Source organism: Pedobacter ginsengiterrae (assembly GCF_039537385.1).
Classification (GTDB): Bacteria; Bacteroidota; Bacteroidia; order Sphingobacteriales; family Sphingobacteriaceae; genus Pedobacter; species Pedobacter ginsengiterrae.
The window spans coordinates 1-20,042 of sequence record NZ_BAABAK010000021.1 but is presented as its reverse complement, the minus strand read 5'-3'; the positions used below and the strand labels follow the sequence as shown (position 1 = coordinate 20,042).

At 36.4% G+C, this 20,042-nt stretch carries 23 protein-coding genes and 1 pseudogene; 14 read left to right on the top strand and 10 right to left on the bottom strand.

Annotation, left to right across the window (positions count from 1 at the left end):
* Positions 1 to 731 precede the first annotated feature (731 nt).
* The 7 genes from ABD692_RS20615 to ABD692_RS20585 form a co-directional block, all read right to left on the bottom strand.
* Positions 732 to 983 (bottom strand): hypothetical protein, encoded by a 252-nt coding sequence (locus ABD692_RS20615; RefSeq protein ID WP_344770024.1) that lies wholly within the window; start codon positions 981 to 983, stop codon positions 732 to 734.
* Between the two features lie 157 nt (positions 984 to 1,140).
* Complete coding sequence (locus ABD692_RS20610; RefSeq protein WP_344770022.1) at positions 1,141 to 1,743, bottom strand: XAC2610-related protein; 603 nt, start codon at positions 1,741 to 1,743, stop codon at positions 1,141 to 1,143.
* 6 nt (positions 1,744 to 1,749) lie between these two features.
* Positions 1,750 to 2,346 carry a hypothetical protein gene (locus ABD692_RS20605; RefSeq protein WP_344770020.1) on the bottom strand — a complete coding sequence of 199 codons (597 nt, stop codon included), beginning with the start codon at positions 2,344 to 2,346 and terminating at the stop codon, positions 1,750 to 1,752.
* Positions 2,347 to 2,492: 146 nt separating this feature from the next.
* Positions 2,493 to 3,263, bottom strand: coding sequence for a DUF2931 family protein (locus ABD692_RS20600; RefSeq protein ID WP_344770018.1), 771 nt, complete (start codon positions 3,261 to 3,263; stop codon positions 2,493 to 2,495).
* Positions 3,264 to 3,268: 5 nt separating this feature from the next.
* A complete protein-coding gene (locus ABD692_RS20595) occupies positions 3,269 to 3,580 on the bottom strand; it encodes a hypothetical protein (RefSeq protein WP_344770016.1) in 312 nt (103 codons plus the stop codon).
* A gap of 3 nt (positions 3,581 to 3,583) precedes the next feature.
* The gene (locus ABD692_RS20590; protein WP_344770014.1) at positions 3,584 to 4,156 is read right to left on the bottom strand and encodes a peroxiredoxin family protein; all 573 of its coding nucleotides are present in this window, start codon (positions 4,154 to 4,156) and stop codon (positions 3,584 to 3,586) included.
* Between the two features lie 10 nt (positions 4,157 to 4,166).
* Entirely contained in the window at positions 4,167 to 4,619 is a 453-nt protein-coding gene (locus ABD692_RS20585; RefSeq protein ID WP_344770012.1) for a hypothetical protein, read from the bottom strand.
* Between the two features lie 1,378 nt (positions 4,620 to 5,997).
* Here ABD692_RS20585 and ABD692_RS20580 point away from each other — a divergent pair.
* From ABD692_RS20580 to ABD692_RS20535, 10 genes are all read left to right on the top strand, one after another.
* Positions 5,998 to 6,138, top strand: a complete 141-nt coding sequence (locus tag ABD692_RS20580) for a hypothetical protein (protein WP_344770010.1) — start codon at positions 5,998 to 6,000, stop codon at positions 6,136 to 6,138.
* Positions 6,139 to 6,726: 588 nt separating this feature from the next.
* Positions 6,727 to 7,020 (top strand): hypothetical protein, encoded by a 294-nt coding sequence (locus tag ABD692_RS20575; protein ID WP_344770008.1) that lies wholly within the window; start codon positions 6,727 to 6,729, stop codon positions 7,018 to 7,020.
* Positions 7,010 to 7,336, top strand: a complete 327-nt coding sequence (locus tag ABD692_RS20570) for a helix-turn-helix domain-containing protein (RefSeq protein ID WP_344770006.1) — start codon at positions 7,010 to 7,012, stop codon at positions 7,334 to 7,336. Before ABD692_RS20575 ends, ABD692_RS20570 begins: the two co-directional genes overlap by 11 nt.
* A 4-nt stretch (positions 7,337 to 7,340) precedes the next feature.
* Entirely contained in the window at positions 7,341 to 8,201 is an 861-nt protein-coding gene (locus tag ABD692_RS20565) for an ImmA/IrrE family metallo-endopeptidase (protein WP_344770004.1), read from the top strand.
* 6 nt (positions 8,202 to 8,207) lie between these two features.
* Positions 8,208 to 8,954: a thymidylate synthase family protein gene (locus tag ABD692_RS20560; protein ID WP_344770002.1), complete on the top strand. Its 747-nt coding sequence runs from the start codon at positions 8,208 to 8,210 to the stop codon at positions 8,952 to 8,954.
* An 18-nt stretch (positions 8,955 to 8,972) separates the two neighbouring features.
* Positions 8,973 to 10,052, top strand: a complete 1,080-nt coding sequence (locus tag ABD692_RS20555; RefSeq protein WP_344770000.1) for a nucleotide kinase domain-containing protein — start codon at positions 8,973 to 8,975, stop codon at positions 10,050 to 10,052.
* A gap of 46 nt (positions 10,053 to 10,098) precedes the next feature.
* Entirely contained in the window at positions 10,099 to 10,956 is an 858-nt protein-coding gene (locus tag ABD692_RS20550; protein WP_344769998.1) for a dCTP deaminase domain-containing protein, read from the top strand.
* Positions 10,931 to 11,521, top strand: coding sequence for a hypothetical protein (locus ABD692_RS20545; RefSeq protein WP_344769996.1), 591 nt, complete (start codon positions 10,931 to 10,933; stop codon positions 11,519 to 11,521). The genes ABD692_RS20550 and ABD692_RS20545 overlap by 26 nt, the downstream gene beginning before the upstream one ends.
* 11 nt (positions 11,522 to 11,532) lie before the next feature.
* On the top strand, positions 11,533 to 11,916 hold the full coding sequence (acpS, locus tag ABD692_RS20540; RefSeq protein ID WP_344769994.1) for a holo-ACP synthase: 384 nt from the start codon (positions 11,533 to 11,535) through the stop codon (positions 11,914 to 11,916).
* A gap of 1,243 nt (positions 11,917 to 13,159) precedes the next feature.
* A complete protein-coding gene (locus ABD692_RS20535) occupies positions 13,160 to 14,023 on the top strand; it encodes a hypothetical protein (RefSeq protein ID WP_344769992.1) in 864 nt (287 codons plus the stop codon).
* A 40-nt stretch (positions 14,024 to 14,063) separates the two neighbouring features.
* On the opposite strand, the gene ABD692_RS20530 is transcribed toward ABD692_RS20535, so the two are convergent.
* Positions 14,064 to 14,396, bottom strand: coding sequence for a mobilization protein (locus tag ABD692_RS20530; protein WP_344769990.1), 333 nt, complete (start codon positions 14,394 to 14,396; stop codon positions 14,064 to 14,066).
* A 174-nt stretch (positions 14,397 to 14,570) separates the two neighbouring features.
* Positions 14,571 to 14,792: a hypothetical protein gene (locus tag ABD692_RS20525; protein WP_344769988.1), complete on the bottom strand. Its 222-nt coding sequence runs from the start codon at positions 14,790 to 14,792 to the stop codon at positions 14,571 to 14,573.
* Positions 14,793 to 14,927: 135 nt separating this feature from the next.
* Here ABD692_RS20525 and ABD692_RS20520 point away from each other — a divergent pair, with 135 nt between their 5' ends.
* Complete coding sequence (locus tag ABD692_RS20520) at positions 14,928 to 15,947, top strand: ComEC/Rec2 family competence protein (protein WP_344769986.1); 1,020 nt, start codon at positions 14,928 to 14,930, stop codon at positions 15,945 to 15,947.
* A 5-nt stretch (positions 15,948 to 15,952) separates the two neighbouring features.
* Entirely contained in the window at positions 15,953 to 17,569 is a 1,617-nt protein-coding gene (locus tag ABD692_RS20515) for a patatin-like phospholipase family protein (RefSeq protein WP_344769984.1), read from the top strand.
* A gap of 8 nt (positions 17,570 to 17,577) precedes the next feature.
* Here the strand turns inward: ABD692_RS20515 and ABD692_RS20510 are convergent, their stop codons facing one another.
* Entirely contained in the window at positions 17,578 to 18,453 is an 876-nt protein-coding gene (locus ABD692_RS20510; RefSeq protein ID WP_344769982.1) for a ComEC/Rec2 family competence protein, read from the bottom strand.
* A 430-nt stretch (positions 18,454 to 18,883) separates the two neighbouring features.
* Between ABD692_RS20510 and ABD692_RS21015 the strand changes: the two are divergent.
* Positions 18,884 to 19,249: pseudogene (locus ABD692_RS21015) on the top strand (recombinase family protein); the annotation flags it as partial.
* On the top strand, positions 19,235 to 19,927 hold the full coding sequence (locus tag ABD692_RS20505) for a recombinase family protein (RefSeq protein WP_425567364.1): 693 nt from the start codon (positions 19,235 to 19,237) through the stop codon (positions 19,925 to 19,927). The pseudogene ABD692_RS21015 and the gene ABD692_RS20505, both read left to right, overlap by 15 nt.
* Positions 19,928 to 20,042 lie beyond the last annotated feature (115 nt).

Below are 20,042 nucleotides of genomic sequence, written 5' to 3'. Positions count from 1 at the left end.
TTACAATTTTCATCTTTTATTGAGTTTTATGTGCTCAAAATTGTAAACCTAATTCCGGACAAGACATATCACTAGCATCGGCTTACTTGGCTTTGTGATTTGAGAACTAAACGGCGCAAATGTTTCGGCAGGTGAGGACACCAGCCAATAGAACGAATGCATCTATAGCAGGACGAGATTACAAATCTCGACCAACATGAAAAATCTATATTTCCTATATACCTATATGGCTAACATTATCCTTCGACTCCGCTCAGGATGACATCTTTTGGAGTTTCCGCGGGTGAGGACACCAGCCAATAGAACGAATGCATCTATATAGCAGGACGAGATTACAAATCTCGACCAACATGAAAAATCATTAAAATAGATCCTTATTTCCATCCTAGAATTAACTTGGTTGTTACAAAATTGCCGCTAATATTGGTGCTAACATTGTCGTTTATCTTATAATTGGCCAAGTTATATTGTAATTTAAATTGAAGAAATATTTTTTGTCCAATAAAATATCTCGCACCTATCCCTGGGTCGATAAAGAAACTTTTAGTGCCAATGCTTTCTTCATCATCTGGTACGAAAGTTAAATCACCAAAACCAAAGCCTCCAACAGCCTCTAAAGCAAAGCGATTTTGGCTGTACAGTTCATGACTATATTGTAGTGAAATTTGTGCGCCGATGTATTTATTACGTTCAAAGAGTTTATTGTTACTTTCTAGATAAAGTGTTTTAGTCTAAGCTAGGTTGCCAACCAAATCGAAATTTACGGCTAAAGCGCCTTTACCACTTTTTAACTCCATTAATAAACCACCCATTAGTGGGCTTCCCATTACCGAGTTTTTGCCCGTACCGAACCAAGTGCCAGTATATACTCCAAAATACAAACCATTTTTGTTAATATTAGGATTAGTTTCTTGTGCCCATAATTGATTTGAAAGCCAAACAAGCACTAATACCGATGTGATTATTGTTTTTTTAATTTTCATATCTAGCTATTTATCTGTACTAAAATATTTAAATTATTGAAGTGAAATGATAAGGTTATTATTCGTTGGGCAGGAACCTTTTATCTGTTGCAGTTTTTCTATTATTCGTTTAAAGGTTAGTTTGCCGAATTTTAAATATCAGCTTGTAAAACTAAAGTTACTTCTTGTTTTCCTTTAAAATTTCCACAATCTTTTTATCCAGATTCAGTTCATCAGTATCTTTAAAAGTTTTGCCAATTTGGTAAGGTTTGTTCTTAGCGTTTATTCGGTAAATAGAATAAAAATTCTCACCCGATAGCCCGTAACTTAAAATTATTTTATGCTTTTGATTATAGCTAGGATTAACAATTTTGTTAAAATTTACAACTTTAGTAAGGGCATGCTTTTGGGTATTAATCAAATACAAGTTGTAGTGAGCATTACCACCTCTTGCGCCAGTATCTTCAAAAATGAGTAGGTCTTTCTTACCATCATTATTAAAGTCTTCATAATTAATATTTTCGGTAACTAAACGCATTTGCACTTGCTCTTTCCAAAATATTTCATCGGTTTTCCCGATTTTACCAAAGTAGATGTTGCTGGTTTTAAGACCATCTTCTTCACCGTCTTTTACCCCATGCTGTACTGCAAATACATAATTTTTATCAGCAAAAGGATATACATATTGCCACACTCCCTTTGCGTGAGGTTGATGAAAAACCTTTTTTTGTGCATATGAATTTATGCTTAAAATGGCAAAGAACAAAATGAAATATCTCATGGATTGCTATGTCTTTTTGGTTAAAATGGATTTTTTATTTTTGATGTATAATTCGCTACATAAATTAATGTACTGTGAAAGTACCTGATCAAAGTTTGATAGGTAAGTTGGAGCAAAAACCATTTTTCGTTTAATTGGCGGCATGGCAATTAACTTGTTCTGATGATCATCCCAATAATTCCAATTGCCAATGTAGCTATTGGTTAAAAGATTAACACTGCTTTCGCCACTTCCATCGTTATTTGCTGGTCCAAATTCATATCTTCTCATCCCAATAAGTTGCATTTTTTTTTGAATAGCATTGTAACGAAATTGGCAGCTATAACCAGCTCTCATCCAATTATTGGTAAACTCGAAGCTTTCTTTTTTCGCTTTTATTCCAGATGAAATCGGGTCGATTTCCATTTGTTCACTTCGTAAAGGCTTAAAGTTGTGCGTAGATAACTTGACCACGATCAAAGCGTTTTCCCTATCAAATATTACGATGTCTTTTTTTGCATCCTTATCCAAATCAATACGCAAGGTATCAGTACGCTGTTCGTTTTGCGCATGAGAGAATAGGGCATAGGTGCTTAACAAAATATATAAAAAAGTAAATTTCATATTAATTACTGTAAGATTAAATTTTGATAATCAATGGTTTAGTTGTAAATCATCGCGATTACAATTCAAAAGCAATAAAGGTCATTTAGTTACTTTTTTTAACGTTGAAATTTGTTGCAGCACAAGCACTATTGAATTGAATAATATTACTCTTTATTAGCTTCAATTTTATAATCTATATAACCATTCTTTTGTTGATATTTCCATAATTCAATATTGCTTTCCATGTATCGGGAGGGCGTGTCAATGTAATTTGCTTTGGCGTCGAAACCTTTTTTATAAACCGCTTTTAAGCTATCACTTAAATTTTCGAAAGCATGTTCAAAGTATTTTTCTCTAGTTAAAGTTTTCTCGTAGTACAAATCATCCTTATTTGGATTAGTAGGTTTAAGTTTTTTTCTGAGCAATTCTTTTTCTAAATAAATACCGCGAAGCCAAATAATTAAATTGCCATTATTTGCCAAGCCGATTACAAAACTCAACCCTTTTTTTTGTCCGTTGTAAGATGAAAGTTCAAAAAACTGTTTGTTCTTTTGTGCCAATTTAAAAAGATTTAAAATTTTATTTTTTGGCAAATTCAAAGTATCCGAATAAAAGTTTTTATCTCGATAAGAAAAGTATTTAATAACCAATTGCAAAGGCAATCGTTGCGAACGAGCATGGTTTGCTGTGCTATAACTAACACCCCAATTGGACGTAAAATCGTTTGCGTCATCTCTGTCTGCACTTTCAAAATCATCATTTGGCAATAGAAAATAAGCTTCACTAACATGCATGGGATAATTTTTCGGTGTACTCACCGCAACCGAATAATTATACCTTTCCCAACCTCTGTAAGCTATTTTTCGGTAAATAGTACTCGAAATTAATATAACCGCTACAATGATGTAAAAGATATTTAGCTCATTTAATTTCATATTGGTTAATTTTTAAATCCTTTGCCCAATTGCCATACATACCAGAGCAGGCCTAAAACAGCGATGGAAATAACCAATAAGATGCCGAATACTATTTTCGCCCATCGATAGCCTTTGCCGTGGTAGGTGAAAGCATAACCACCTAACAAAACTGTTGAGGAAATGGATAAAACGATGATGAACATCACACCATCTGGATCTCTGTCTTTACCGATTGTAGTGGATAAAATTATGGCTAAAAATATGTTCAATACAATTAAGGCTATAGACAAATTGCTATTCTTTTCCTTTTGTATCTGACTTGGTAAATTTTCCATGGGCTATAATTTTTCAGCTTTAATGAGGTCTGTTAACATTAAATTGAATTTTTCTGTATTGCCGCCGCAACCGTTATAAACAACTTTTCCAGCTGGGTTTATAATTATTTTGGCTGGAGTACAGAATACATTATCCTTAACTTTACTTTCTTTATTTGGCCCTTTTGTATTATCAATTTGCGTAAAGGCGAATTGGGCACTGTCTATTTGTCTTTTAAGTTCAAGATCATTATCACAAAAACCATTAATTAATGCAACCATTGGTATTTTATCGCCGAATAATTTATGTGTATTGTTTAGTTCTGCAACTAAATCGTAGCTATCACTTTTAATCAGATAACTTCTATCATAAAAAAAGATCGCCCAATACTTGCCTTTAAAATCTTTAGAATTGAATGTACTTCCGTCGGTAGCCTTTGCTGAAAAATCTTTCGGCTTTGCATTTTGCGAAAAATCGATTTGGTTGGCTTTATATTCGGCAATTTCCTCTTCCAAAGTTTTTTCTTTTTTTGCTTGGCTACAAGCAACTATTGTTAAGGTAATTAAACACAAAACAGCAAGATGGATTTTCTTCATAGTACTCATTTTAACAATCGAAATTTTCATAATGTGTGCGTTCTAAGCGTTCTTCCAATTCTTCAATTTCTTTAGCGTTGATGTTTTGTTGGCTTAGCGAAACCTTGAGCTGCCTTTTCCCATCTGGACTAATCCAAATTCCATCTAAATGATGGTCTGTTCTTTTTAACAACAAAACTCCAGTGAAACGAATTTCGGTAAAACAAAAATTGCCTTTATCATTATTTTGGTTGAGTAGTTCGATCCAATTTTTACCCTTTCCATATTGATAAATGGCTTCGTAAATGTCGCTACCACCACAGCTATTAGGTAGTTGTTTTAAGTAAAGCCGAATTGGTCTGTTATCAATGGTGCCTTGATAAAAATATTGCTTGATTTCTTGGGCAGAAAGATTTGCCGTAGAAAAAAGGAAAAGAATTAGCGTATAAAATAAAACGCGTAAAGGATGTGTTAAATTTGACATAGCGTTAAGGTAATGATTAACTAAAATACGTTTCTGCTGTAAAATAGTTTTGGTGAATTATTATTCGCAAGTAGTAGGTATAGAATCGCCTAACTCGAGTTATTATTCGTGTATCTCGATAATTGACTATCGAGATAGAAATGGTTATGATGGTTCCGTCATTTATAATGCTTTTAACTTCGATACAGCGGCAATGCTAATCTCTTTTACAATAATCGCCTAGTGTTCTTTTATTTATGCAGTATGCAGTAGATAAAGATTGGCGTTCTTGATGCTTCTTTTCCTCCGAAATTCTTTTTTCATTATCTTTTATATTTACTAACAGCGTTTCTTCCCAAATTTTAAATTACGTTTATTTAACCATTTATTCCACTTTATGTCCAAAATTATCCTTCGACTCCGCTCAGGATGACAATACAAAGGATGACAAATGGTTTTTGCATCTTGCTCTAACCACCCTGCTATCTGGCATAGGATATGTTGAAAGGAGAAAACGTTAAAAGCTTTTTGCATAAACCTTTCAATCTGGCAAATCCTAAGGCAACGCATACTTTCCGATCCTTCATCGGAACTTGTGTTGCCGAAATTAAAGCTTTTATGAGTTTATCCGACAACAGATCCAAGCCTTGATTTTTGTTAAACTTTTTATCAAGAAAAAGTTTAGAGCCCCTCGGCGGCGGTGAGCCGAGGCAAGCCATGAGCAGTTGAGAAATCTATATTTCTATATGGCTAACATTATCCTTCGACTCCGCTCAGGATGACGTCTTCTGGAGTTTCGGCAGGTGAGGACACCAGCCGATAGAACGAATGTATCTATATAGCAGGACGAGATTACAAATCTCGACCAACATGATAGATCGAACGTTTAGGGATATTATCTATATTTTTATATGGCTAACATTTACCCTTCGACTCCGCTCAGGATGACATCTTTGGAGTTTCGGCAGGTGAGGATACCAACAATAGATCGAAACAAACCGCATCAAACACTTGGTGTAAATTTAGAATTTTCCCCAAAATAAAAAATCCCCTAACTTTCGTTAGAGGATTATAGTGGTGATCCCGCTGGGATTTACACCTAGTGTAAAAATCAGCGTTTAAATAGTATTATATGCGGTTTTCGATTTTCACTCACCTAATCGCTCACCATTTTTTTTAATACGTTTTAGCTGCAATTGCTATAGTGTAAATATAATCATTCCCTTTAAAAATTAAAAGGAATTTAAATTACCAATCACTGTGCGGTTCGACTCTGGCACCCGGTACAGAAAACTTCGGGACTCCCGAAGATTACCGAACTTCTACTGCTACGGAAATCCGTAAATTATCTTATGTTTTTGTGGATAAATTTGTCCTATAAACTAAAATCATAAATATCATGGAACAAGTTCAAGCAATAAAACCAGGTCCAAAACGTAAAAAAGATAATGGGCAAGATGACAAAAGAAGAAGAGTCTTACCAGAAACAAAGCCAAAACATCCTGATCTAAAACCTCATAAGCACAGGCCAAAAGATTAATCAGTGAATGTGGAAAATCGCCACAAAGCTGTATTGTAAAGTCAAAGAATCTAAATGTTTTTTGGCTTTCTCTTTTTCTTAGGGCTTACAGCCTTCATTTCCCTATCAAGTTGATTCGCGGCGATTGTAGCAAAATCATACAAGTTCTAAGCATTCGTTCAGCTTCTTCAATAGAAGCTATAGTGCCATGGTTTGCCAGGATTTGTTGAGCATGCTCTGGAGTGATATTGCGGTTTTTAAGATTCATAGTTAGCAATGCTATTTTTGGTCAACGTTAGAATTAAAGATAAACCAAAATTGAAATTTCTTAAACTGTTTTTAACGTAAAAAAAATAGCTACCCACCGTAATTTTCCTACAGCACTTACTGAAAATCTCAGTTTTGACCTTAATATAGTTCAATGATTCGGATAGGTTATTTTTTATTCAACGATAAGACTAGAAATAAAGTCTGCGGGTGGTATTGACATGTTTATGGTTAAATATATTGATTTTGAACATTTTGCAATTAGATTTTTTAAGATATTTTTTTTTGTAAAAATTTGGATGGTAAGATTTTCTTACTACATTTGTATAATAATCGTACGCTATGGCTGATTTAGATATAAACTTAGTAGAAAAGGAAATTGTTAAAGTTGTTCAGGAAGCTGCCGACCTAATGGGCGTTGCTGTTAAGGTGGACGCTGGATGTGCACCAGGCAGTTCTGGCATCAGTAGCCAGGTACTGGTAACTGTGATGTGCAGACTTGAAGGGATTTTGGACATTGCTATCCCGGACAACTGTTATATTTTTCACGACCGGATGAGTTTAAGGCAGTTGTCAATACGAGAAGCATCAGAAAAATTATGGAATGTGATAAAAAATGGAAAACATGTCAGATAGGATAAAAATTGCCAGCAGAGTTAAAGAGGCCAGAATATTAGCTGGTTTATCGCAGGCACAGGCCGCGCAGAAAATGGACTTGCAACGTCCAGCTATTTCCGAGATAGAAGCAGGAAATCGGAAGGTAAGTGCAGAGGAATTACTGTTGTTTTCTGAACTGTACCAGGTTAATACCTCCTGGCTTTTATGCCAAGATGATGATAATGAAGATCAAATGAATGAGGAATTCAAATTTGCCGCAAGAGAGCTCAGCAAGTTAAGTCAGGAGGATGTGAAAAAGCTTTATGATATTTTAAAGATACTACCAAATAAATAGTCTGATGAATCCAAGATATATTGCAGCTGCGAAGAAGGCTGAACAAATTAGGATGAAACTTTCGCTTAACAGTTTTCAGCCTTTGAATATTTTTGATGTCTCCCAAAGCTTAGGTGTATCTGTGAGGTTCATCAACATTAATATGGAAGGAATGTACATAAGTCAAACCACGGGAAAATCACCCACTATCTTGATATCCAACCAACGGCCACTACCACGAAGGGTTTTCACGTGCGGACACGAGCTCGGGCATCATATGTTTGGGCACGGAAGCCGTATCGATGCGCTGACTGAACATACCCCGGGAGGCTCGCATTATAATGACGAGGAGTTTTTGGCAGATACCTTTGCCGGGGTATTGCTGATGCCTGTTGGAGGAATACAGGGGGAATTCAATCGGAGAAAGTGGAAGATGGAAACGGCGACACAATTGGATTATTATGTTATTTCGTCCCTATTTGGTGTGGGGTTTCAAACATTAATTTCCCATTGTAAAGTGAACCGCTTGATCAGTGAACTGAAAGCAACTGAATTATTAAAAACCAGTCCAGCCAAACTGTTGAAAAGCATTGATGGGCTTACAGTTCCTGCGGCTTCCTTTAAAATTATTGACGGACTTTCAATGCTATCTACAATTGATATTGAGGTGTCGAATTATATTTTTCTTCCCAAGGATTCGAACGTTGAAGGGGAACACTTGCTTGCCATTGAAGAAAGTACACAAGGAACGGTATATAAAGCTATAAAAGCCGGAATAGTGAGAGTAAGCTCGGCCAAACTTGATTTTGGTTCTTTTATTAGGATTCAAAACATCAGCTATGTCGGGTTAGCTGAAAACCGTCACCTAGAAGATGATATAGATTAGTAACTTATGGAGCCATTAATTATAAAAAATACAAATTTATCGGAAGCCTGGACTAATGTACTTGAGCACATAGTCAAGAATCCTGGAAAAGAGGTCAGCCCACTTATGTTGACACTAACCGATTTTGGCGAAGAGGATGCAATTCGCAAGTTGCTGGATGCTGATTTGGGCAGTAAAAACCTGTCATCAATCCAGACTGTTTCTGAAACGATTTTCCCGAATTCGCTTTATCAATTTTGTGGATGGGACCGTCATCAACTTTATAAGGAATACCTGCAAAATTATAAGCGCATCAGAAAGATTGATCCAAGCAATAAGAAGGGCACGTACTTTCAAAGAATGATAGCTTATGAAAGTGCCGGAAAGGAAATAAATCAGTTAGAGATGATCATCAACTCTATTTTAAGTACGACCAATCACCGGAAGTCTAAACTTCAGGCATCCATTTTTGATCCTGGAAGAGATCATACCAACAGCCCTTATCAAGGATTTCCATGTCTACAACATGTGACCTTTTATAAATCGGAAACCGGGGGGCTAGTATTAAATAGTTTTTATGCCATTCAGTTTCTGTATCGTCGTGCCTATGGCAATTGGTTGGGCTTGATCAACCTTGGTAAATTTATAGCAAAAGAGACTGGACTTGAGCTTGAAAGGTTAAATTGTTTTATTGGCGTGGAACAGCTAGATAATGTGGGAAAGACGTATGCGAAGGATTTGTTAAAAAGAATTAAGTTAACTTCTATACAGTAGTGCCTATCTTTGCAAGTCATGAAAAAACAAAATAAAGCTACTAAGACTATCATTAAACCCGTTGCTGCGACGGAGATACAAAATATCAATATACATATTGCCTTATCTCCTGCTAAAGTTACTGAAGTTTACACCTCCTACTGGAAATTTGCTGCGTTACGTCAGGAAACTTTTTTCAATAGGGTCAATGGTTTAGCTTCGCCCTGGTCAGAAGATGATATTTTAAATAAGTATAAATTCACCAATGCTTACAGGGCATCGGACAGAGTGAGCCAGTATTTGATCAGAAACGTTATCTATAATGATCAGTTTCCAGATACTCCGAAGGAAGTACTTTTTAGAATTTTGATGTTCAAGCTTTTCAATAAAATTGACACTTGGGAATTGCTCTTGTCTGAGTTCGGTACTATCACTTATGAAAATTATGACTTCGCAGCATATGATAAAATTCTGAATTTAGCCATGCTGGCGGGAGAAACCATCTATTCTGCGGCTTACATCATGCCATCTGGAGGATCCTATTTTGGTTACGCAAAAAAACACTCAAATCATTTAAAGCTGATCGAGCTCATAATCCAAGCGAATACCCACGAACATCTGAGGGCGGCTAAGAATATGCAACAGGCTTTTGAGCTTATCAAAAGATTTCCAGGATTGGGAGATTTCCTAGCTTATCAGTTGACCATTGACATCAATTATTCAACGATAATCAATTTTTCGGAATCCTCTTTCGTTGTGCCTGGACCTGGAGCCAAAGGTGGAATAAGCAAATGTTTCTCCAATACAGGTGGATTGAGTAACGTTGAAATCATCAAACTGATGACTGATCGGCAGGAACAGGAATTTGAGCGTTTGGGTTTAGATTTTAAAGACTTATGGGGCCGAAGATTACAACTGATCGATTGCCAGAATTTGTTTTGTGAGGTGGATAAGTATGCCAGGGTCAGGCATCCCGACATTAAAGGAAAAAGTGATCGTGTGAACATTAAGCAGAAATTCAAAAGTAACGCTTCATCTATAGATTATTGGTTTCCCCCTAAATGGGGAATAAATGATGCAGTTTTGAATAACTTAGCTAACATCGAAATATTGGGCTGATAAAGCTATTTGGTATAAAAACAATGGTAAAGATAAAGATATAGGAATGGCATTTTTAGGGGTAAAAGAACTACTGAAGTTACAAGAAGCAAAAAAAGTGATAGAACCATTTAACCCTCAAAGGGTAAAAAATGGTGCTTATGAACTCTCGCTTGGTAAAGAAGTGTATTTAACGGATTCAAAAACTGGAAAGGTTGAAACGCTTGACGAAAACAGCAATCGTCAGGTTGATCTTAATCCGGGGCAGTTTGCATTGTTGCTTACAAAGGAAAAAGTTAGCATCCCGAAGGATAGGATTGCCTTTATCTCTATCAAAGCTGGAGAAAAGCTAAAAGGTCTTGTCAATGTATCCGGTTTCCACGTCGATCCAGGCTTTAATGATCATTTGTTATTTTCAGTATACAACGCTGGGCCATCTACTATTGTACTTAATACTGGTGAACCATATTTTCCGATTTGGTTCGCTGAAATGAAGCCTGAACTTAGTGAGGAAGAAGCTTATAATGACAATAATGATCATTTTAAGAAGCTGGATCACATTCCGCCTAAATATATTGAGTTTTTGAAACGTGGGGAATTGACTTCACCGAAAGCTCTACTGGATAAAATTACTTCCGTCGAGCAAACGCTTTCTGAAAAGATCATTAAATCAGATGAAAAGAAAGAACGTAATGATTGGCTGTACAAAATTCTAATAGGTCTTCTTATTGCCATAGCATTAAAGGTTGGCTGGGACTGGGTAGCTTATGATCGAGGCTTTGCAGATGGCAGAAAATCCAAAGAATCCACGCAAGAGGTAATTACCGAAATGCGTAAAACATTAACGGATAAGGTAATAGTTCAAAAAATAGATAGTATATTAGCTAACGAAATAAAAAATGACACGATCAAGAAAGCAAAATAGTTATTTTGACGAGGGCTGTAAGCCTGAGGAACAAATTCCAAGATCCTTCTCAGTAGCCTTCAAGGAGGTTGGAGTGGGCTCAAGGGAAGAGGTTCGTGTTGTTCTCAACGGTAATGAACAACTGGGCGATGTTATCAATGATAATGCCTACCATAATGACTTTTATCGATACCATGATATTTTTCATTATACATTCGCGACACTACTGGGCTGGTCTCCTTGTACCCGTGCGATGATGAAGCGTAAGCGTAAAAGCGATGTGGTTTTAGATGAAATTGAAGATGGTGCCAGGGCAACAATTACTGAAGAAGCACTTTCGATGATTATTTTCAACGAAGCGAAACGTAAAAGATATTTTGCAGACTCTTCTAGGGTTTCCAGAACAACATTACGGATTGTAAAGGAAATGACCGAGACCTTTGAAGTACATGTACGAACTGGAAAAGAATGGGAGAACGCAATTTTAAAAGCATACGAAGTTTTCCGTTTTTTAATCAACAATGGCGGAGGCCATGTTAATTTCAATCTACTGACCAAAGACATTCAATACTCTGTAATTAATTAATTCACATTACAATGATCATTGGAGTTGGAAGTGACATTGTTCAACACGACAAAAACAGTAAACTGCTCAAATGGGATACCGAAGGTAATTTTCCCACCCGCATTCTTTCAAACCAAGAGTTAGCTGTTTTTAATGACCATAATTCTAAAGACAATTTCATCGCTGGACGTTTTGCAGCAAAAGAAGCCGTCCTGAAATGCTTATCGACCGGAATGAAAGATGGAATATCTCTTAAGGATATTGAAATTGTGAATTCGGCATCTGGCCAGCCGAATGTTCAGCTATCTGGAGAGGTTAAAATCATATGTGCTAATATCGGCATAAACAAATGGCATATAACAATATCACATTCTGAAGATTTCACTATTGCATTCGCTATTGCTGAAAGGACTTAAGTTTTTCTATTCTCTATTTTAAAATATCTCCTCCATGTATCTCTTATTGTTTCGGAAATCTAAGTACTAAATCATGCTTTAATTGGTTCGACAAAATTTAAAACAAATACATTATTTTTAAAAAAATGACTTTTCAAAGTCCCTCTCTATTCTGCAAAGAAGCCGTAATTAGTGTACTTCGTCATTTTCAGAGAGTTTCAATGAATCGATCGATATTCTGCAAATTTTCTTTAAATCTTGCTCAAATTGGAGTTTGTCGACTCCGGCGCTGGGTACAAAGCCAGAAAGATAGCTTTTAGGAACATTCTTTCTGGTTTTCTTATGCAGTAAATTTTTGTCTATCAGGTATGTTAAGCATGCCGCTGGATTTGTAATTGCGGTTCGATCTTCAAAATCTAAAATTCTACATTTTTCTGAAAAGAACGAACCAATAATATATCTATTCTATTGTACCTAAAAAATACAATTCTGTCAATCTTTTGAGCCGAATAAGTGTTCTTTTTGAACCGTTATTTTTGTGTTGTCGTCACTTATAGGCGCTAATTGCTTAACTAATAGAAATTTTACAGGTAGCAGAAAAACCGAGTTCCAAGTGTTTTTCTTATCACCATCCTGAGTTTCGGGGCAAGGGAGTGAAATCCTTTTGTATCACAAAGGTACATTTCACTCCGCCAAAGAAACAGACGGGGTATCCCCTTTGCATTAAGACAGTGCCGGTTAAAAAATGGTGATACACTTATTTAATTAAATTCTAGAGTTCAGCCCTGACCTGCTCCTTGTTATTGGCTCACAGATGGGTAGCGTTTCAATAAATGCATCTAGATTGAGAGGAAGAGATCCGCGAAGTTTTGTAGGTATGATTTTGCGGGTATGGTAATGATTTTTTTGATCTTTGGGTAATGCTTGTCGTTAAATTCTCGGCCTTTTAATTCTGATGTTTTTTTCATGGTTCCGTGATTTTAATTTGAACCAAAAGTGAATTGTTCAACTGTCTTATAATAGGGAGCTGTAAGGGGAGTAGGTGAATTTTTCTTTAGAGAACATTATCTGATATTCAATGAAATATTTTTACTTTTAAAATATGTGGGGGGGGGAATTAATTTGCTTGAACTTAATACCCGAAAGAGTATTGCTAAATTTCAATGTTAATCAAGAACATTAATAATACTGAATAGGTGGGGAAACAATACCTCTATTTAGTGTTCCATTGACCATTTGTAAACAACTGATAATTATAAAATTTATGGGATACTGGAAACAGCTTTCAATTGATAGTTATGAAGATGAAGAAGGAAATGCAATTGCAGAGGCATTAGGAATCTCATATTACGACCTGCGAAGAACAACCTACCAGATTGAAGAAAATACCAGTGAAGATGGATATATCTATAACTATAGGATCGTTTTTACATCAGATATTCCGAAGGATGTGTTGGGCAAAATTCAGGGACTGTCTGGCAACTCGGTCGATATTGATAAAGAGATTCTGATGGGTGATTATGCTGAAAATTATGATTACGAATTTGAAGCGATTTCCAGTAATATTAAACTATCCGACAATTTTGATCACGAAATAGATAATCTTGAAAAATTAAATGAAGTAGACTTAGGTGATGAGGAATTGAATACTATTTTGAAACGCCAAATCTATATCGGTGTGATAGGTAGTATGGAAACCTTTTTGTCTGAGACCTTTATAAAATTAACACTAAACAATCCGGATACACTTCAGAAATTTGTAAAGACCCACCCAGAATTTGCAAATCGCCGTTTTGATTTAAAAGATGTTTTTGAAGCTCATAAAAATATTCAACAGACCGCAAAAAGTATAATGCTCGATACCATTTACCATAATTTGCCGACTGTGCGGTTAATGTATATGAGCACCTTTGAAATCAAATTTCCATCTATCAAAGAGGCTGTTAAATGTATAATGGTCCGTCACGATTTGGTACATCGAAATGGGAAAACTAAAGAAGAAGTAACACATGTTTTAAGTACAGAGACAATCGGAAATACAATTGGAACGGTAAGAGAACTTATCAAAGAGCTAGTAAGTGAGATTGAAAATAAAAATGATTTGGATATTGATTTCACTGGTTTATGAGTTCAATATTTTGTAGTTTGACTTACAAGATAAAAAGACATCATTGTTGAGTTAAACCGATCTTGACATAAAAAGCCCGTTCTGTCGGATTTTCGCTGATGTGGAAATGAAGGGTCTGCTGGTTGATGTTGATGCCAATAGATTTCAGTTCTTTTCTGATCAAAGCCAATTCTTCCATAGGGGCATTTATGGAAATATCTTTATGGAACAGGTTGATCCGCTGGCCCGATAAAATCTTTCTTGCAATTTCACAGATGCTCCGGCAATCGCTCTGTTTTTGCATCTTTGTCAGCCGCTCATAGACGGCATCGTTCACACACACCCTGATCAGGTGCCTGAACTGTTCTTGTTCCGCTTTTTTAGGTCTTGACATTGGCGCTTATTGTAAAGTTTTAAGGCATCACGAGTTTCGAGTGATTGCCCCAGCCGTAAGGATGGCAAGATATTTTTGTCTACAAAAATCCATCTTGCTGCACGCACGGGCGGGGCAAAAAACTGCCCTCGGAGCTGCTGTTGAACGTCGGTTAAATGGTAATGAAATTTTTTGTTATCGGTTGTTGGGAATGGGAATACTCCTTACTGATTTTAATTCTTCCAGTGGCAAGGAAGCCCGTAACAGTTGCCGGATTTTCTGGCGTGGCTCGGTCTTGGCCTTTTTGAATTTCATGTAGGGATTGCCCTTGTATTTACCTCCCTTAACGTTGGGCGTTCCAATTTTCCGGATGTTGGTGGAGCGTTCCTGTAATGCATCGAACTGTTGTTCTTTCATGGCTTAACTTTTTGTTGGGTCAAAAGTGGGAAGCCTGAAAGGGACCGGTACTCTAGTAGGGAGAAATAGATAAATATCACTGATACTTTGTAACTTGCTAATTCTTAACGCATACTTAAACCGACCAAATAAACCATGCCAGTAATTCACTTTTTAAATGTTCTTGAGGGAGATTGTAATATTATCCACCACGACTCAGGTAGACTATCCGTAATGGACGTAAGTAATGCCTATAATGATTTCGATACACCGGAGGAGATAGCTGCGAAAGCATCTCAGGAAAGAAAGGACAGGCTAAACAGAACTCAGGTTCCATCAAATAAAAAAGACTACCGTCAAAAAAATCATCCTGATAATCCTATTGACTATTTGAAGAATAACATAGGTGCTGAAAGCATATTTAGGTTTATCGTTTCTCATCCCGATATGGATCATTTAGACGGAATTAAAGACCTTTATGAAGAATTCGGTGTTTCTTGTTCGTGGGTGATACCTAACAATAAATACCTCGATCTTAATACGCCTTTTGGAGGATATAATAAAGAGGATTGGAAATTTTATAAAGATTTAAGAGATAGAAAATATAAACCAGATAACTCGCGCGCATATCTTGATAGTGATCAATATCAATGGTATGTACAGGATAACATCAAGATTTTAGCCCCAAACACTGGTTTGGTTAAGCAAGCAAATGACTATGGCGATTATCATGATATGTCTTATGTTTTACTTTTAACTGCTCCAAAGAAAGATGGGGGCACATGGAAAATAATCTTTGGCGGTGATAGCCATGATAGCACATGGGAATACATTCTTGATCATTATAAAGAAGAAGTATCGAATATTGATGTTCTTTTTGCACCGCATCATGGTAGAGATTCAAAGAGATCCTATGAATTTTTGAAAATATTAAAACCGAGATTAACATTGTTTGGTAATGCCAGTAGCGAGCACTTAGCTTACGATTGTTATCAGCCAATTAGGATAACCAACAATCAGGCTGGGTATATAATTCTCGACATAGAAGAAGCGGCTTTGAATGTTTATGTAAAGCATTATGATTTTGCTAGAGACTTTAAAGCAAGGCGCAATTGGAGCGCACCCGTGTATTCTGCAAAGCACAAAGCATACAGTTTATTTCAATTCTCTAAATAAGTTTTATGCAGATAGCTCTTACATTTTCGGGTGGCGGTTTTAGAGCCTCTGCTTTTGCCTTAGGAACACTTAGCCTTCTTGATCGTATAACTTTTGAGGATGGTACCTTATTGGATCAGGTTAGTGTTTTATCAACTGTTTCTGGCGGAACAATTACTGGTGCCAGGTTCGCATTAGGCAAAAAGAGAAATGAACCGTTTGAAAAAATATTCAGTAGTCTATACGATTTTATGTCAAATTCTAGGTTGATTACCGAGGCGTTAGAACATTTGGCTAAGGACGATGGATGGAGAAACGGAAGGGTAAGAAATTTGATAACATCGTTTTCTGATATTTATGATCAGGAACTGTTTAAAGGAGCTAAGTTTGGTGAACTGATGCAGGACAATCCTGACTACGGATTAAAGCACATTTCTTTTAACTCTACAGATTTTGACAACGGACTTCAGTTTCGTTTTCAATGGTCAGAGAAAATATTGCACCCATCAGAAGGTGAGCCGGAGCGTGGCATTATTGGCAATATGTTTCTGAGGGTACCATTTGAAGTTGCTAAAGAGATTCGCTTGGCAGACATCATGGCAGCCTCATCTTGTTTCCCCGGTGGTTTTGAACCGATAAATTTCCCAAATGATTTTGTATTTAGCGATGGTCAACGACTTAACTTTCCAGATCCTGAAAAGTATCCTGTCGGATTAATGGATGGCGGTATAGTAGATAATCAGGGTATTGAACCTGTGTTATTAGCGGAAAATAGGATGAAAAAAAACCGGTCTATTTCGAGTTCGGAAAATGTTATTGATCTTATCATGGTATGTGAGGTAGCAAGCCCTTATATGGACGGATTTAAAGCATCCCAACAAAACAAGTCCGGTTGGTGGAAGAAACTAACACCCAAAAGTACTGGCATAATAAATATATTTTTATGGTTGATATCGCTTACCGGAATCGTGTTTGGGTTCCTTTACGATTTTAAGATTACTCTCATGGTATCTACCATGATCTTCACCTTTAATAATTTCGTTTGGTTAATTTATTGGGTAATCGGTAAGGCGATGCGAGGGTCTGGAATTCCTGATGAATTCTTAAAGCCATTAGGAAAACTATTGCGCTTGAAATTTTTTATCTATCAAAATCTACTAATGAACCGCTTTAATTCTGTGTTGATGTTAACTATGAATGTCTTTTTGAAACATGTAAGACGGCTAAATTACAGAGCGCTTTATAACGATAAAACTTGGATAAATCGTAGAATTATGAGTGCAATTTACGAGCTTAGATCAAATGAAAAAACAATAGAGAGTAAAGTAAATAAAGGAATGCTTCCAGCTGAGCTAATGCCATCAGGCTTGATAAAACAAAATTCTGATCTGGCAGCAAGTATGGGAACGACATTATGGTTTACTAAGGAAGAACTTGAGCGGGATAAGATGCTAGATGTGATAATATCTTGTGGACAGTACAATGCCTGCTGGAATCTTTTGGAATATATACACCTATTAAAACGGGATAACAACAACACAAATCCCACACACAATAAGCTAATTGCATGTGAAAATCAACTAATGGCGCTTTGGGAAAAATTTCAAGCTGAACCCCAAGGGATGGTATTAAAGAAATTTTAATTCAATACTTAATTGTATTTCGTTTCGACGGTTAGATAGAGTTTTTGATCTGTCGCTCTTCTGCCGAAGTCGATGTAAATCTCACCATCACAGTTTGTAGTCAATAAAAATCTTTTTTTAAATTCACTTTTATTCTTCACCACCCATCCGCGGCTTTTGCTAGAGTATTTGGGGTTTGCGCTAGTATTTACAATAGATCCGTCTGAAATTACAGTTATTCTAGGGTTCACAAGGCTAACAAAATCTGCGTGGTAGGCGGATTCTCTTCCATGATGAGGTGCTAACAAGATATCTGCATCTTTTACGGCTGTTCTAAAATCATCTCGCTTCATCAACAAATCTAAAGAAGCATACTCGTTATCTCCAGGGATAACAATTTTTAAACCTTCGAATTCTATTGAAGATAAGAGGCTTCGGTTATTGAGGTTACTTTCAGGTAATTCAGTTGTTTGAAATACCTTAAATATCATTCCGCCAAAGTTCTCAGGATTGGATATAGTTGTGGCTTGTGAGGCGGGTATTGAGTAATGGTCATCCAATTCAATAAACTTTCTAATTTTCTTTTGATCTCCTTCGTTAGCTCCATTTAAAAGTAGGGTGCGATTAAGATTCTTTGGTCTGTGGAGAGAACGGACTGTAAATTTTCCGAGATTTAAAATATCGTCGATATGGTCTTTATGGGGGTGCGTTATCATAAGATAGTCGATTACCCGTATGTTATAGTGGTCATATAGCGTTTCTAATGGACTTCTGTCTTCGCTATTTTCAGAATAATCTCCACGACCCAAATCGTAAACCAGATGTTTGTTATTTGGGGTTCTAATAAAAATGGCATTTCCATGCTTAACATCCCATATACGTATTTTTACATTTCCCGTTGCCATTTATTATTTTGATTATTTGTTATAAAATTAAAGTTAGGCAAAAAATCACATTGTCGTATCAGTCGAGCAGCCTTCTTCAATACTAGAGTATTCTGCCAATTTTTTATCTAAGTCATTAAGATATGTAATTCTCTACTAGAGTGTTGCCCATTTTTGATTCCTTGATACTTGCATTTTAAGTATCGCCTATGAGTAAAGTAAAAGACTTTAAAAACATCATTTCAATTGACGACACAGTGGAAATTTTTAAGCGTAACGGACTGATTTTTAACAGGGAACAGGTGCGGGAAATCTTGGAATTCATGGACAAAATCGCTAAATTAGTAGTAGAAGAATACGTGAAATGAACATGAAAATAGCAGATTTATATATACGGGTAAGTACAGACGAGCAGTCAGATAAAGGCTAATCACAAAGAGATCAGGATGAACGGTTAAGGAAATATTGCGACTACCATAACTTAAAAATTGGGCGGGTTATCTATGAAGATCATTCGGCTAAAACATTTAATCGGCCAGAATGGAAAAAGCTGTTAATTAGGATTAAAAAGCAAAAGGGTAACCAAACTGATATTATTCTTTTTACGAAATGGGACAGGTTTAGTCGGAATACGAGTGACGCTTACCAGATGATTTCAACCCTTAAAAAACTAGGGATAGAGCCACAGGCCATAGAACAGCCTTTAGACATGGCAATTCCCGAAAGTAAGATCATGCTGGCTATATACTTGGCTACGCCAGAAGTAGATAATGACCGTAGGGCACTAAACGTAATCAACGGAATGCGGAGGGCAAAAAAAGAGGGGCGGTTTATGGGAATTGCTCCCAAAGGTTATGTAAATAAGATCACCGAAGATGGACGTAAATACATTGCACTTTATGAACCCGAAGCAAAAATCATGCGCTGGGCATTTGAAAAGCTTGCCGAAGGGGGTTTAAGTCAAGCCGAAATGCTAAGAATGGCAATACAAAAGGGGCTAAACACCAGTCGTAATAACTTTTGGTCTGCACTTAAAAACCCTGTTTACTGCGGAAAAATCTATGTTCCGAAAAATAAAGATGAAGAAGGGTATTTCGTGCAGGGCCAGCATGATCCTTTAATTTCAGAGAGTTTGTTCAAGAAGGTTCAGGATGTTATAACGCGCAAAAAGCCTTTACATGCTACAACCATTGCCTCTTTGGACGAACTTCCGCTACGTGGCTTCTTAGCGTGCCCAAGGTGTGGTAAAACTCTAACAGGAAGTTCTTCAAAGGGTAAAACGCAATATTATTTCTATTATCACTGCACCTCAGCCTGCGGTTACAGGAAAAGCACCACCATGTTGAATAAGGAATTTTTGAAGGATATAAATAAATATAAGCCTATAATAGGAATGGAGAGGTTTATAAAGATTTTATCAAATACTACTATAAAGAACGGATGTCTGGCAAAAATGACCTTCGAAAACAAATTTTATCTCAAATTGCTGTTCTGAATAAACGTACAACTAAGCTCAGAGAGCTGCTTTTGAATGAGGAATTGGGGATCAAGCAAAAAAGTTGGGGAGCAATTCTATGCATAAATTTTAGATAATCTGAACAGAAAGAATT

What these genes read in the sequence shown, in the direction of transcription:
- ABD692_RS20615 (WP_344770024.1), bottom strand. Translation starts at nt 983, where the DNA reads ATGAAAATTAAAAAAACAATAATCACATCGGTATTAGTGCTTGTTTGG.
- ABD692_RS20610 (WP_344770022.1), bottom strand. Translation starts at nt 1,743, where the DNA reads ATGAGATATTTCATTTTGTTCTTTGCCATTTTAAGCATAAATTCATAT.
- ABD692_RS20605 (WP_344770020.1), bottom strand. Translation starts at nt 2,346, where the DNA reads ATGAAATTTACTTTTTTATATATTTTGTTAAGCACCTATGCCCTATTC.
- ABD692_RS20600 (WP_344770018.1), bottom strand. Translation starts at nt 3,263, where the DNA reads ATGAAATTAAATGAGCTAAATATCTTTTACATCATTGTAGCGGTTATA.
- ABD692_RS20595 (WP_344770016.1), bottom strand. Translation starts at nt 3,580, where the DNA reads ATGGAAAATTTACCAAGTCAGATACAAAAGGAAAAGAATAGCAATTTG.
- ABD692_RS20590 (WP_344770014.1), bottom strand. Translation starts at nt 4,156, where the DNA reads ATGAAGAAAATCCATCTTGCTGTTTTGTGTTTAATTACCTTAACAATA.
- ABD692_RS20585 (WP_344770012.1), bottom strand. Translation starts at nt 4,619, where the DNA reads ATGTCAAATTTAACACATCCTTTACGCGTTTTATTTTATACGCTAATT.
- ABD692_RS20580 (WP_344770010.1), top strand. Translation starts at nt 5,998, where the DNA reads ATGGAACAAGTTCAAGCAATAAAACCAGGTCCAAAACGTAAAAAAGAT.
- ABD692_RS20575 (WP_344770008.1), top strand. Translation starts at nt 6,727, where the DNA reads ATGGCTGATTTAGATATAAACTTAGTAGAAAAGGAAATTGTTAAAGTT.
- ABD692_RS20570 (WP_344770006.1), top strand. Translation starts at nt 7,010, where the DNA reads ATGTCAGATAGGATAAAAATTGCCAGCAGAGTTAAAGAGGCCAGAATA.
- ABD692_RS20565 (WP_344770004.1), top strand. Translation starts at nt 7,341, where the DNA reads ATGAATCCAAGATATATTGCAGCTGCGAAGAAGGCTGAACAAATTAGG.
- ABD692_RS20560 (WP_344770002.1), top strand. Translation starts at nt 8,208, where the DNA reads ATGGAGCCATTAATTATAAAAAATACAAATTTATCGGAAGCCTGGACT.
- ABD692_RS20555 (WP_344770000.1), top strand. Translation starts at nt 8,973, where the DNA reads ATGAAAAAACAAAATAAAGCTACTAAGACTATCATTAAACCCGTTGCT.
- ABD692_RS20550 (WP_344769998.1), top strand. Translation starts at nt 10,099, where the DNA reads ATGGCATTTTTAGGGGTAAAAGAACTACTGAAGTTACAAGAAGCAAAA.
- ABD692_RS20545 (WP_344769996.1), top strand. Translation starts at nt 10,931, where the DNA reads ATGACACGATCAAGAAAGCAAAATAGTTATTTTGACGAGGGCTGTAAG.
- acpS (WP_344769994.1), top strand. Translation starts at nt 11,533, where the DNA reads ATGATCATTGGAGTTGGAAGTGACATTGTTCAACACGACAAAAACAGT.
- ABD692_RS20535 (WP_344769992.1), top strand. Translation starts at nt 13,160, where the DNA reads ATGGGATACTGGAAACAGCTTTCAATTGATAGTTATGAAGATGAAGAA.
- ABD692_RS20530 (WP_344769990.1), bottom strand. Translation starts at nt 14,396, where the DNA reads ATGTCAAGACCTAAAAAAGCGGAACAAGAACAGTTCAGGCACCTGATC.
- ABD692_RS20525 (WP_344769988.1), bottom strand. Translation starts at nt 14,792, where the DNA reads ATGAAAGAACAACAGTTCGATGCATTACAGGAACGCTCCACCAACATC.
- ABD692_RS20520 (WP_344769986.1), top strand. Translation starts at nt 14,928, where the DNA reads ATGCCAGTAATTCACTTTTTAAATGTTCTTGAGGGAGATTGTAATATT.
- ABD692_RS20515 (WP_344769984.1), top strand. Translation starts at nt 15,953, where the DNA reads ATGCAGATAGCTCTTACATTTTCGGGTGGCGGTTTTAGAGCCTCTGCT.
- ABD692_RS20510 (WP_344769982.1), bottom strand. Translation starts at nt 18,453, where the DNA reads ATGGCAACGGGAAATGTAAAAATACGTATATGGGATGTTAAGCATGGA.
- ABD692_RS20505 (WP_425567364.1), top strand. Translation starts at nt 19,235, where the DNA reads ATGCGGAGGGCAAAAAAAGAGGGGCGGTTTATGGGAATTGCTCCCAAA.